The sequence below is a fragment of the Helicobacter sp. genome (genome assembly GCF_014799995.1).
Taxonomy (GTDB): Bacteria; Campylobacterota; Campylobacteria; order Campylobacterales; family Helicobacteraceae; genus Helicobacter_D.
Genome location: NZ_JAAVGY010000049.1, coordinates 1 through 12,041, shown reverse-complemented (window position 1 = coordinate 12,041; position 12,041 = coordinate 1). Strand labels below are relative to the sequence as shown.

The following is a 12,041-nucleotide window of genomic DNA, read 5'->3' as shown; positions in this document are numbered from 1 at the left end:
TTTCACTCCTTATGCCACGCGTTTGAAATTGGATTTAATATTTTCATACGCTTCATTAATCAAGCGGAATTTCTCCGCATAGCCATCAATGATTTTTTTATCTTGTCCATAAACATTATCAGGGTGATAGATTTTAGCAAGTTCAATGTAACGATTTTTCACACATTCAAAGTCATCATTATAACCACAACCCAAGATTTTGTAACTTTTTTTGAGGATTCTTTCTTCTTTGGTTAAATATTCCTCAAAACATTCAAAAGTATTGTGCGTTTTGAAAGTCTCATAATCAAAGTCTAACACAAGATTATAGATAATTTTTTGTGAAACTGCACCGATTAATTTTTCCCAAAAATAAGGGCTACTAGAATCCAAAAAAATCTCTTGCTTCGTATAGCTTAGCACAAAATCTTGAAATAAAGAAGTCAAATAACGTCTTGCAAGACGACTTGGGCGACTAAGCTTCAAGCAAACTTGCGAATTATCAAAAGAACTTTGAATGATTTGCAACGACACGATAATGTGTTCTAATATCGCCCGATGTTCAATCATTTTGATACGAATCGGGAGATAACTACTATCAATAATCGTTTGGAAATCCTCGCTATCCTTTTTGGCTTCCTCTTGCATTGCAACATGATATGCCCAATTCAAAAAATAATCTTTTTTATAACGTTCCCCATCATCAAGAATCAATACAGAGCTTGAGAGACGATAGGCTTTGGAAAAATGCTTATAGGCAAAATCCACTGCACGTTTTAAAAATTGTGATTCTTTTTCAATGCTGATTTGAATGTATGGCTCTAAGAGCTCTACTTTCATAAACTTTCCTTAGTCTTTAATCCTGTCCGCTATTTCTAGCGCGTCAAAGTAGATTAAGCAATTCTGATTCCACTTTTTAATTTTGAATATTGACATTCCTTAGTTCTTGTTTGATAGCTTCAAGATTTTGTATAATTTTAGCCATTTCTTTCTTAAGTTCAGACGAAACTTGCATAATTAATTGCATTTTATCCTGTGTCGTTTGCTCATTTTGGTTTAAAAACTGCGCATAAGTTTTCTTTAAGCAATTCATCGGACCAAAGAGACGCGCTTGAAATTGCTCAAAACAAAATGTTTCATTAAGACTCTCGCGCACATTTTCCAAAGTAGGATTAAACAATGCAAATTCCTCTTGATTCTCGCTGTGTTTAGTAATTGCATTTTTGATTTTTAAATCTAAACGATTCAGTGTCAAATCAATGGCATTATTATAACTTAGAGCCAAAAAGTTACTCAAAACATTTAATTCACTGCGTAAATAAGAGGTTGCAACCAAAGCATTTTTATTAAAATCATCTAGCAGATTCTCATAACAATTTTGTGCGAAGTCATACAAAGTGTTTAATGCTTGGCTCTGTGGGGCGACAAGATAGAGTTCAATCATCTTGGGTGCGTGGTGTTGCCACTTCGCTAGCTCTAATTTCAAAGTATCTGTATTTTGTGCGATAGATTGGACAAACAAATCTAAAAAATTCTTAATCTGCACACTTAATGCCTTGTAATTTTTCACTAATTGCGTGTCTTGATTTTGCAATTCTATGCGCAACTTCTCTATTGGGAGAATCACTACTTCTTTGGTTGTTTCAATAGACTTTGTACCTAAAAGACGCTTTTGCGTTTGTGCAAAATTAAAAGATTTTTTCTCCAACGCATTAAAGATTCTCTGCGCAAGCGTATCCAACCACAAATCAAGTCCAATATACAAATCATTAAAAATCTTTTGTTCTTTTTCTTGAGAAATAGCACAATGATGAATTGTTAGCTTTAGATTCTGCTGCAAAGCTTTTTGTAGTTTTAAATAACATTGGTTAATTTTATGGTATTGCAAATGCAATAAAATGTGCATTTCACGAAGTTTTTTAAGCGTGCTATAAGACTTAGCAAAGCTAGCTTTGGGCTTAATGGTTTGATTTAGAAAATCAAAAATCAAAGGCATATTGGAATCTTGCATTAGTTTCGCCGCGTTTTGAGAATTTAGCACATTTAATTCCTGCTGGATTTTGCCCTGCATATTCTGATAAGTTGCGCTTAAAGATTCTAATATGCTTTGTGGGCTTTGAGAATTTTCATATCCCTCATCGGAGGCTTGCAATGCAAGGGCTTGAATCTTTTGAGCAAAATCCAAAAGCCTCGTTTCAAGAAATTTTTGTGGTGTGTTGCGTCTTGCGCTCAAGGCGAGTTTGGCAGAAATTGGAATCACGGCAGAGAAAATCCCCTCAAATGCGGTTTTGGCATATTCTAGGCTTGTTTGTACTTCTGCTTCGTCCTTTAATCTATCCTTTTGATTCAACACACAAAGACTTTTTTGAGCAAAGTGCGTGATAAACTCTTTAAGCAGTGCTTTTTCGCTATTTTTACCCGCATTGTCAATGAGTGTCAGCCAAATGATTCCATCTACATTTTCTAAAATTTTAAGGGTCGTATGTGTGTCGTCAGAATTTTGCGAATTAAATCCCGGGGTATCCAAGAAGTTGATTTCCTTTAATGACAAAATAGGCGCATAAAGGCAAAAATGATTGATATTTTGAGAATTTTCCCTTGAGAGCTTGTGCAAAAAATCTATGTTTTGCAAAACCTTGCGCCCATCTTTATAAAGAATCTCTAAAATATAATCCTCCCCATAGCAAATTTTACACACTTTGGAGGTAATGGGCGTGATTCCTGTTGGCAAAATATCCTGTCCCAAAAGTGCGTTTAAAAAGGTGCTTTTACCACTTGAAAACTGCCCAATCACTGCAATTTGCATAGGTTCAACTTCTTTTTGCTGTAAATTTTCAAAAAAACTTAACTGATAATCATTAGGATTCAAATTATCCTGACAAGCCAAAATTAGTTTTTGGATAGGAGACTTTTGTGCAATTTTTGCTTGCAAGATTTCACATTCTTTTATATATTGCTTAAGCATATTGCGCTCCTTGTGTCGCATAAGTTTGCAAGGCTTTAAAACACTGCAAGGCTTCCTCTAATGCAATTTCATTTTGTGTCAATAAACTTTCTTTTTGAGATTTTTCCTGTGTGCTGATTTGTGAATTTTGCAAAGCATTTTGTAAAATCTTTGCCTTGTTTTCTAAATCTGTTTTCATAGTAGTCTCCAAATCCTCAAGGAAACTTTGAAAATTCTGCGTGAGTTTGGATTCTAATGCCTGATTCTGTGCCATAAGAATTTCAAAAAAGTCTTTAAATCCGATTTCAAAATCCAAATCCAATGCAATTTTGAGCTCATTTCTCTGATTTTTGCCAAACTTTTGCACAGACTTTATCACGCGATTGAGAATCTTTAATGAAGTCTTTTTCAAAATGCTTGCATCAAAATAAAGATGAAAATTGCCCAAAATGCTAGAATCCTTTTCTTGAGATTGGGTAGAAAATTCAAACTGGCTTTGTAATTGCGTGATTTTTTTGTCCAAGCTTTGAGTACAAAAACGCAAAATATCACTCAAAAAATCTTTCAATCCCAAGTCTAAGATTCTCTGTAATCTCTCATTACTTGGTGCTTTACCCTTGTCATAATCATAAACAATATCTGCAAAAATTCTTTCGCTCAAGATATTTTTAGAAACCTCTAGCTTCTGACTTAGTTCCTTTTGAAGTGTCCCAAGATAAACTTGCAGTTGCTCTGTCGCATCTTTAAGAGATTCTTTCGTCTGCTTAAGATTTGCCAAACTTTGTTCTTGTTTCTGTTTGGCTTCTTGAATCAATGCTTGGATTTCGCTCTCTTTGGCAAAGAGCAAGCTTCTTTCTAAAGCACAGGTGGATTTAATGTTTTCAAACACACGCACAAAACCCTGCGCATTTAGATAAACCAAATCCTTTGCTTTCGTGCTATTACTACCCAATAAGGTCTGTTGCAGATAATCAATCAACGCATTAAAATTAGAAGATTCTAAGCTAAAGCCTAGCTCTCTGGCTTTTTGTGGATTTATCTGACAGAGCAAAGCAGGATAACTTGCAAGTGCAATGAAATCAAGTCTTTGCAACAAGAGCTCTGCACTTTGCTTTGGCATACTTTGACTTAAACGCGCTTGAATGCTTTCTTTCGTGTAATTCAAAGCAGATTCTAATTCTTTTGCTTCCAATAAATCAGCGTGGGTTAATAAAATCAAGATTCTTGAAATATTTGCATTCTGCAAAGTCTGCAAGATAAATTCTACATCAATTTGCGTGGCACTCTGCGCAGCATTCATTGCGTGAATGAGCAAATCACAACCCAAAATATAACCTTTGGTAATTTCTTCTCTTTGCACGATAGGGTCATCAAGTCCGGGTGTATCTACAATCTCTACTTTGTTTTCTAAAAACTTCAAAGGGGTAAAGAGTGTCGTTTCTTTGATGAGAGTGCATAACTTGCTTGGATAATTAGCGGAAGTGAATTTTGGCAATTCTTGCAAACCAATCTCAAGGCTTTGTGTAGAATCTTGGACATATTTTTCTAAAGATTCTTTAAATTCTGCATTTGCCAAAAGCTCATTAAGCATAGAATCTTCCATTGTGGATTTCAAATCCTCCCATTCCGCTTGATTCCAAAAACTCACGCGCGCACTGGGAGTTTTGGCGTATTTTAGAAGCGTGAGGCTTGCAGTCTCTGGAATCGTAGAGCTACCCAAAACCTCCTGTCCCAAAAGCGCATTGAGCAGTGTGCTTTTACCCGCACTCAACACACCTGTAATTCCGATAGAAAAATGCTGATTTTTAAGCTTTTGCAAGAGGGATTCCAACGCGTCTAGGCTTGGATTAAGATGCAGTAAATTTTGCGCGCTCATCGCACTTAAAACCTCTCGCTTTTGCTCCAATAATTTTAAGCTGTTTCCTAGAAAATCTTGCAAAAAACTTTTTTCTAAAATATACTTTGGCTTGGCTTGGCTTGTGGGAGTTTCTTGGATTTCTTGGTGTAGAATCTCATTCAAATATATTTTAATTTGCTCTAAAAATTCTCCCTTTGCGATTCCGCATTGCTCCAATAAATAGAGATTCTCTAATACTTTTTTGAGCAAATTCTGTGTCCATTCTGGCTCTTTGGCAAATGCGTTATGAATGTTTAAAAGCAAGGTGTATTGCACTTGTTGGATACCCTTGAAACTTAGAGTTTTACAATATTTTTCACAAAGATTTTGGAGCACAGAACTTTGCCAAAAGAGATTAAAGGTATGACTATCAAGGCTCAAAAGAATCGCTACCATTTCACTTGCTTGTTCATTTTCTAAGATATGCAAATTCCCTAATGGTACGATTTCTTTAAACATTGATTCCAAATATTCCCCTAGCATATTTTTGCCTCCTTAAAAAATCAAACGTATTTTATAAAATATCAACGCACTCAAAAATAAAATACCGCTTAAAAACAAGCACAACCCAACCCAACCAAAAGAATGGTAAAGATAGCTTGGCATTGTCGTGCCAATCGTGCCTCCTGTATAATAAAATGCGAGATATAAACCATTGGTAATTCCTTTTTTCTCACTGGAAATAGAATTGACAAAAGCAGACAACACCGAATGCACAATAAACATTCCAATGCAAATCACAAAAACCGCAAAAAACAACCACCAAAAACTCTTAAAAAGCATTATCAAAGGTGCGATTCCAAAAATCACAAAGCCAAAAATAATCGCGCGCAAATCCCCTCCAAGCAGTCTTTTAATGCGTTCAACCAAAAGAGCTGTAATGATACCAATAATATAACCTACATATAAGAATCCAATCTGCGCAGGCGTGATGTCTGGATTTAAGGCTTTAATCTCAAAAGGCATAAAGTTCAATGCACCTTGAAAGCAAAACAATACCAAAAAAGCCCCCATATAAAGCACTGCGTATCGCTTGTCTTTAAGTAGTTCTAAAACAATCTTGGGTGTAATTTTGGCACTCGTCATTTGCGAACTTTGGGGAAGCCTATAAGAAAGAATCGCAATTAATAATGTCGTGATTCCAAGTGCGGCAAAGGTAAATTGCCACGAAAAAAGAGAGGTAATCAATCCACCCCCCACACGAGAAAGCACCCCTCCAAACACCGTAGAGGCGACATAGAGGCTGACATACTTTTGTATCTCTTGCGTATCAATACGCGTTAAGGTTGTCAAAGTCGCTGTCAAAGCAGCTGGAATCGCGAGGGCTTCCAATAATCGTAAGGCAAGAAAAGTCTTGTAATCTTGGGCAAAACAGAGCCAACATTGTAAGATTCCAATCAAACCCAAAGAGATAAACAATACTTGACGCGTATCAAACTTTTCTAACAAATAACCATAAACGATAGGGGCAAAGGCAAGGGATAGCAAAACCACAGAAGTAAAAAGCGTAACTTGTGCGATAGAGATTCCAAACTCCTCCATAAAAAGCGGCTGCATAGGTTGCGTGATATAAAGGCTAGAAATCGTTACCATAGCACTTAAAAGCACGACAAACAAAATATAGTTTTTCAAATTTTATCCCTAAAAGTTTTATTAAGATTTTAAAACAAATTTGCTAAAGATTATTTGATTTTAGAGATTTTGCATTGGATTCTCTCTCATCATTGCAAGCAAGTTTGCAAAACTTGCGAGACAATGCAAATGCGGCATAAAAAACCCTTGCACCTACAATAGTGCTTCAATTTTTTGTTCTAAATCTTTGATTTTACTTTTATATTTCTCGCCCTCTACACGATATTGGGAATTGCGTTGTTTGAGTGCTTTGACTTCATTGCGCAAAGCAGTGATTTCATCGGTTAGAATATCAATATTTCCCAAAGCCCTTTGAAGCTGCAACTGATGCTTTCGGATTAAAATTTCAGCTTCTTGTAATGTTAGCTTCATTACAGCACTATTTTTTTCTTCTTTTTGCGCCACACTCTTATAGAAAAAAGTTTTGACTACCATAAACAAAACAAATAGAATAAATGCTGTTAAAAACAACCATTCCGTAAAATGTGCCATTTTTTGCTTCCTTATAAAACTATAATTTTTCTATGCGACAGGTATGCCGCCCGCCCTCAAACACTCCCTCACAAAAACTTTTTAAAATCCAATCCACCATTCCCTCGCCTACGATACGTGCACCTAGACAAAGGACATTTGCGTCATTGTGAGCTCGGCTCATTGCAGCACTATAAGGCTCGTGGCAAAGTGCAGCGCGAATACCTTTATGACGATTAGCAGCAATACTCATTCCAATTCCGCTTCCACAAACCAAAATTCCAAAACTTTTATCATTTTTCAAAACATTTTCACACAAAAGATTCGCAAAATCTGGATAATCTACACGATTAGAATCCTCTGGTCCCAAGTCTTTTACACTATGCCCCATTTGTTTGAGCTTCTCTATCACATAAGCTTTGAGTTCAAACCCTGCGTGGTCGCTTGCGACAAAAAATTGCATAAATCCTCCTATAATAGCAAATTGATAATGGCTTGCACAGGTGCGAAAATTATCTTAGACAAAGGCGTGCTTAAAATCAAGATGAGCACCACCATACCCATCATTGGAGGCACTCTCTCAAACAATCTTGCAAAAAAGTCATTTTTAAACATCAAACCAAGATAAGCAAGCACATTAGAGCCGTCTAAAGGAGGAATTGGAATCAAATTAAAGACGCCTAGCACGACATTATAAATCAATAATTGCAACAAGAAATAAAGCACAAGTAAAGCCACGAAGTTTGGATTAGAAAAATATTCAAAAAATCCCCCAAAGATTCCACCATTAAAGGCATAGATAAGCATTGCCGCAAGAATCGCAAGGGCAAAATTATATCCTACTCCCGCAATAGAAACTCCAAAAGCCCCAAAATAACCTCCTCCATAAATCACGCGGTCCATTCTCACAGGCACGGGTTTCGCCCAACCAAACAAAAAAGGCGCATTAAAGAGAAATAATAAGCTAGGCAAGAGAATAGAACCTACCAAATCAATATGTCGCAGTGGATTGAGGCTCAAGCGTCCAGCGTCTCTAGCGGTTGTGTCGCCAAACTTCAACGCAATAAATCCGTGCATAATCTCGTGCCCAATAATCGCAACCAACAATGCAATGACCATTATTGGGACTTTAAAGGTAAGCGGTAAATCAAGCATTTAAAATTTCCTCATTGGTTTTGTAATTTACATTTCGCACTTCTGTATTTTTGTCGCCAAACATTACTTCTCTCTTTGCATTTGCTCTAAAGATTCTATGCTTTTGCCTATTCTCTCCCAACGAATCTTAAAGTCATCGTCCCAGCTAAAATACACAAACCAAGGCTTGCCAATCACATATTTATAACTCACAGCCCCCCAAAAACGCGAATCATTAGAATTATTACGATTATCCCCCATCATAAAAAACTCGTCCTCTTGAATTTCTGTGTAGAATCCAAGCTCTCCGTTAGGTAATTGCACTCTTTCCATACCGAGCGATTCGCCTTGTTGTGAGAGAATGGCTAGCTGATTAAACGCATCGGGAAAAACTTCTAGGTATTGCACGCCCGGGTGAGCCGCTAAGTAGGGGTCGTAATAAAAAGTCTTACCCCGAAATTGTAAGATTTCTGCGGTTTTCTCTTGGTAGGGAGAATCTCCGCCAAAATGAACCCAAAGCCCCTTTTGTGTATAAAGCACAGCGTCTCCACCAATGGCAACATTGCGTTTGACATAATGGATTTTGGGCGATTGTGGGTAACGAAAAATCACAATATCCCCGCGTTTAGGACGCTCACCCTCAAACAAATGTCCATTATCATTAAAATCAGGCAAGACTTTAAATTCAATCCAAGGAATCGTGGGCGTTGGGATTCCATAGGCGTATTTTTTGACAAACAAATTATCGCCAATTAGCATTGTATTTAGCATACTTCCACTTGGAATCACAAAAGCCTGCGCGACAAAAAAAATAATGCCAAGCACAATAATAATCGTCCCCACCCAACTATTGACGAATTCATAGAGTTTAATCAAGATATTTTTCATTTTTTCCCTTTAGTGGTTTTGATTGATTTCGCGGAGTTTGGCAGACTTTAATGTATTTTGCAGCAAGGAAGCAATCGTCATTGGTCCAACGCCACCGGGAACAGGCGTAATAAATTCGCACAAAGGCACGACATTTTCAAAATCTACATCACCTACGATTTTTCCATTAGGTAGTTTAGAGATTCCAATATCTACGATGATTGCGCCCTCTTTTACCATTTCTTTAGTGATGAGATTTGGTTTGCCTACCGCAACACACAAAATATCCGCCTTTTTTGTATGTGCGATTAAATCTTGCGTATAAATATGGCAAAGCGTAATCGTGGCATTTTCATTCAAAAATAATGCTCCAAGCGGCTTACCGACAATATTACTTGCGCCCACGATGACGACATTTTTGCCTTGAATTGGAATCTGATAATGCTTTAAAAGCGTTAAAATGCCCATAGGAGTTGCAGGGATAAAACCCTCAAGATTGGAAAAAATGCGTCCCATATTAAAGGGGTGGAATCCATCCACATCTTTATGTGGCGCGATTGCCTCTAATACTGCAGTTGTATCAATATGTTTGGGCAATGGCAACTGCACTAGGATTCCATCAATATTGGGGTTAAGGTTTAGCATTTGTATCGTTTGCAATAAAGAATCCTGTGCAATATTTTCGGGCATTTCGTGTGTGATAGAGTAGATTCCTGTGCGTTTGCATGCTTTGGCTTTCATATTCACATAGCTTTGTGAGGCAGGGTCATTCCCTACCAAAATCACTGCTAATCCGGGCGTGATACCCTTTTGGCTTAAATTTTCAACTTCAGATTTGATTTCTGTTTCAATTTGTTGTGCAAGAGATTTTCCGTCTAAAATCTGCATTCATAATACCCTTTAAAAAATAATTTTGTTATTATAATCAAAAAAGATTTTTTAAAAGTTTAAGGAAACATAAGTGCAAAAAGTATTTCAAGCTTTTTTAATCATCGGAGTTAGCTTTGGAATACTCCTTAATGCAGAAGAAAGCTTCCTTACGCCCTTAGAATATGGCAAAATGCTCTATAATAATCCGCGTGGAATCGGGTGTGTAGAGTGCCACGGACGCTTTGGGGAGGGGCAACAAATTGCAAACTACACCCACCAGCGCAAAGACAAGACTTTGCAAGGTCCGCCGATTAACAACTTAAGCTTCAAAGACTTTGAAAACGCGCTCCAAAAAGGCAAAAAGATTATGCCAAAATACTATTTAACCACAAGCGAAATTGAAGCAATTTATCAATATTTAGAATCTATTGGGAATCCTTAAGAATCGCAACCCCTTAACATAACCTCTAACGATAAGCAATCTCGCCGTGCAAAGATTGGTCTAAACCATTTTCTTCTTGCGTTTCCTCCACGCGTAAGGATACAAAGATACTGACGACTTTGAGCACAACAAAACTAATCAAAGCCGAAAGCACAAAACACGCAATAATTGCAATGCTTTGCACGAACAACAAACTAAAATCCCCACTATAAAGCAACCCTTCGCCAGCAGCTTCTTTGCTCACAATCTCATTGACGGAACTCGTAGCAAAAAGCCCTGTTGCGATTCCGCCCCAAATTCCACCAACCCCGTGCAATCCAAACGCGTCTAATGTATCATCATAGCCAAACCTGAATTTCATATAACTAATCGCAAAAAAGCAAATAGGGGAAGCAAAAAATCCAATCACAATTGCGGAAAATGGCGTTACAAATCCAGCAGAGGGTGTAATCGCCACAAGCCCTGCGATAATCCCCGTGATACTGCCTAGCAATGTGGGTTTGCCATATTTCGTCCATTCTATAATCATCCACGAAATCATCGCTCCAGCGACTGCAAAATTCGTTGCTAGAAACGCATTTACAGCGACAGAATTTACACTAAGGGCACTCCCTGTATTAAATCCAAGCCAGCCCAACCACAAAAAAATTGCTCCAATAAACGACAATGGCAGACTATGCGGGAGTATTCCCCTTTTGAATTTGCGTTTTCCAAGCAGCAAACAGCCTACAAGCCCTGCGACACCTGCTGCAATATGCACCACGCCACCACCTGCAAAATCAAGCGAGCCAATCTTCATTAGCCAGCCTCCACCCCATACCCAATGCGCCAAAATATCATAAACGAAAGTGCTCCAGCAAAGGACAAAAATCAACAACACCCCAAAGCGCATACGTTCCACAAAAGAACCCGTGATGATTGCTGCACCAATCACGGCAAAAAGCATTTGAAAAAACGCAAAGAGATTCTCCGGAACTAAGCCAATCACAGAATCTTGAATGTTGCTTAAAAAAATATGATTCAAACTTCCAATTATTTGCCCTATATCATCTCCAAACGCAAGCGTATAACCTACAATCACCCATTGAATACACACCAAAGCAAAGAGCATACTGCAATTAATCATCGTGTTTAGCACATTGCCACGATTCACCATTCCGCCATAAAACATTCCAAGTGCAGGCGTCATCAACAGCACGAGGCTAGAACACACAATCAAAAACAAAGTATCCACAGCAGAGACTTCAGATTCTGCCCCAAAGGATATCCCGCACAACCCAAAAAACAATAATCTTTTCATTATTTCGCCTTCTAAATATCCCCATACAAAAATTTAAATTCTAACACTTAAACTTTCAATTAAATTGCGTCCTCTCCCTCTTGACCTGTGCGGATTCTAATCACATTGCTCACAGGCAAAACAATAATCTTTCCGTCCCCTGCACTACCTGTTTTTAAAGTAGTCTTGGCGACTTCAATAATGGATTGGAGCAGGCTTTCTTTTGTGATAATTTCTATCCGAATCTTGGGCAATAAATCAATCGTTGTTTCATTGCCGCGATACACTTCGGTTTTGCCTTTTTGGTTGCCAGCACCCATAACATTACTGACCGTCATACCTTTGATTCCCTTTTGTGCTAAGGAATCTTTCAAAACATCTAACTTCTCCGAACGCGTGATAATCTCAACTTTATAGATTCTATTCATTCCTTTTCTCCTGCGTAAAGCTACAAAATAAGTCAAGATTATACAAAATAAAAACTTAATTTTATTAACTAAATATAATTTTTAAGAATTATATTATT

The 12,041-nt window shown here is 37.5% G+C and carries 12 protein-coding genes; 1 reads left to right on the top strand and 11 read right to left on the bottom strand.

The window, feature by feature from the left end:
* Positions 1-9 precede the first annotated feature (9 nt).
* The 9 genes from HDT10_RS07705 to folD form a co-directional block, all read right to left on the bottom strand.
* Positions 10-819 carry a J domain-containing protein gene (locus HDT10_RS07705; protein WP_290881905.1) on the bottom strand — a complete coding sequence of 270 codons (810 nt, stop codon included), beginning with the start codon at positions 817-819 and terminating at the stop codon, positions 10-12.
* A gap of 76 nt (positions 820-895) precedes the next feature.
* Positions 896-2,944, bottom strand: a complete 2,049-nt coding sequence (locus HDT10_RS07700; protein WP_290881902.1) for a dynamin family protein — start codon at positions 2,942-2,944, stop codon at positions 896-898.
* Positions 2,937-5,303 (bottom strand): dynamin family protein, encoded by a 2,367-nt coding sequence (locus HDT10_RS07695; RefSeq protein ID WP_290881901.1) that lies wholly within the window; start codon positions 5,301-5,303, stop codon positions 2,937-2,939. The genes HDT10_RS07700 and HDT10_RS07695 overlap by 8 nt, the downstream gene beginning before the upstream one ends.
* Before the next feature lie 12 nt (positions 5,304-5,315).
* Positions 5,316-6,452 carry an MFS transporter gene (locus HDT10_RS07690; RefSeq protein WP_290881898.1) on the bottom strand — a complete coding sequence of 379 codons (1,137 nt, stop codon included), beginning with the start codon at positions 6,450-6,452 and terminating at the stop codon, positions 5,316-5,318.
* 153 nt (positions 6,453-6,605) lie between these two features.
* Positions 6,606-6,944 (bottom strand): hypothetical protein, encoded by a 339-nt coding sequence (locus HDT10_RS07685; protein WP_290881895.1) that lies wholly within the window; start codon positions 6,942-6,944, stop codon positions 6,606-6,608.
* Positions 6,945-6,963: 19 nt separating this feature from the next.
* Positions 6,964-7,386 (bottom strand): ribose 5-phosphate isomerase B, encoded by a 423-nt coding sequence (gene rpiB / locus HDT10_RS07680; RefSeq protein WP_290881893.1) that lies wholly within the window; start codon positions 7,384-7,386, stop codon positions 6,964-6,966.
* Between the two features lie 8 nt (positions 7,387-7,394).
* On the bottom strand, positions 7,395-8,078 hold the full coding sequence (locus HDT10_RS07675; protein ID WP_290881891.1) for a site-2 protease family protein: 684 nt from the start codon (positions 8,076-8,078) through the stop codon (positions 7,395-7,397).
* A gap of 63 nt (positions 8,079-8,141) precedes the next feature.
* Positions 8,142-8,945: a signal peptidase I gene (lepB, locus tag HDT10_RS07670; RefSeq protein ID WP_290881890.1), complete on the bottom strand. Its 804-nt coding sequence runs from the start codon at positions 8,943-8,945 to the stop codon at positions 8,142-8,144.
* A gap of 9 nt (positions 8,946-8,954) precedes the next feature.
* The gene (gene folD, locus HDT10_RS07665; RefSeq protein WP_290881889.1) at positions 8,955-9,812 is read right to left on the bottom strand and encodes a bifunctional methylenetetrahydrofolate dehydrogenase/methenyltetrahydrofolate cyclohydrolase FolD; all 858 of its coding nucleotides are present in this window, start codon (positions 9,810-9,812) and stop codon (positions 8,955-8,957) included.
* 73 nt (positions 9,813-9,885) lie between these two features.
* Between folD and HDT10_RS07660 the strand changes: the two genes are divergently transcribed.
* On the top strand, positions 9,886-10,236 hold the full coding sequence (locus tag HDT10_RS07660) for a c-type cytochrome (RefSeq protein WP_290881886.1): 351 nt from the start codon (positions 9,886-9,888) through the stop codon (positions 10,234-10,236).
* A 25-nt stretch (positions 10,237-10,261) separates the two neighbouring features.
* Here HDT10_RS07660 and HDT10_RS07655 read toward each other — a convergent pair whose 3' ends face one another.
* Positions 10,262-11,536 (bottom strand): ammonium transporter, encoded by a 1,275-nt coding sequence (locus tag HDT10_RS07655; RefSeq protein WP_290881884.1) that lies wholly within the window; start codon positions 11,534-11,536, stop codon positions 10,262-10,264.
* 59 nt (positions 11,537-11,595) lie between these two features.
* Positions 11,596-11,943, bottom strand: coding sequence for a P-II family nitrogen regulator (locus HDT10_RS07650; RefSeq protein ID WP_290881883.1), 348 nt, complete (start codon positions 11,941-11,943; stop codon positions 11,596-11,598).
* Positions 11,944-12,041: the final 98 nt, after the last annotated feature.

What these genes read in the sequence shown, in the direction of transcription:
- HDT10_RS07675 (WP_290881891.1), bottom strand. Translation starts at nt 8,078, where the DNA reads ATGCTTGATTTACCGCTTACCTTTAAAGTCCCAATAATGGTCATTGCA.
- rpiB (WP_290881893.1), bottom strand. Translation starts at nt 7,386, where the DNA reads ATGCAATTTTTTGTCGCAAGCGACCACGCAGGGTTTGAACTCAAAGCT.
- HDT10_RS07700 (WP_290881902.1), bottom strand. Translation starts at nt 2,944, where the DNA reads ATGCTTAAGCAATATATAAAAGAATGTGAAATCTTGCAAGCAAAAATT.
- HDT10_RS07650 (WP_290881883.1), bottom strand. Translation starts at nt 11,943, where the DNA reads ATGAATAGAATCTATAAAGTTGAGATTATCACGCGTTCGGAGAAGTTA.
- HDT10_RS07655 (WP_290881884.1), bottom strand. Translation starts at nt 11,536, where the DNA reads ATGAAAAGATTATTGTTTTTTGGGTTGTGCGGGATATCCTTTGGGGCA.
- lepB (WP_290881890.1), bottom strand. Translation starts at nt 8,945, where the DNA reads ATGAAAAATATCTTGATTAAACTCTATGAATTCGTCAATAGTTGGGTG.
- HDT10_RS07695 (WP_290881901.1), bottom strand. Translation starts at nt 5,303, where the DNA reads ATGCTAGGGGAATATTTGGAATCAATGTTTAAAGAAATCGTACCATTA.
- HDT10_RS07685 (WP_290881895.1), bottom strand. Translation starts at nt 6,944, where the DNA reads ATGGCACATTTTACGGAATGGTTGTTTTTAACAGCATTTATTCTATTT.
- folD (WP_290881889.1), bottom strand. Translation starts at nt 9,812, where the DNA reads ATGCAGATTTTAGACGGAAAATCTCTTGCACAACAAATTGAAACAGAA.
- HDT10_RS07705 (WP_290881905.1), bottom strand. Translation starts at nt 819, where the DNA reads ATGAAAGTAGAGCTCTTAGAGCCATACATTCAAATCAGCATTGAAAAA.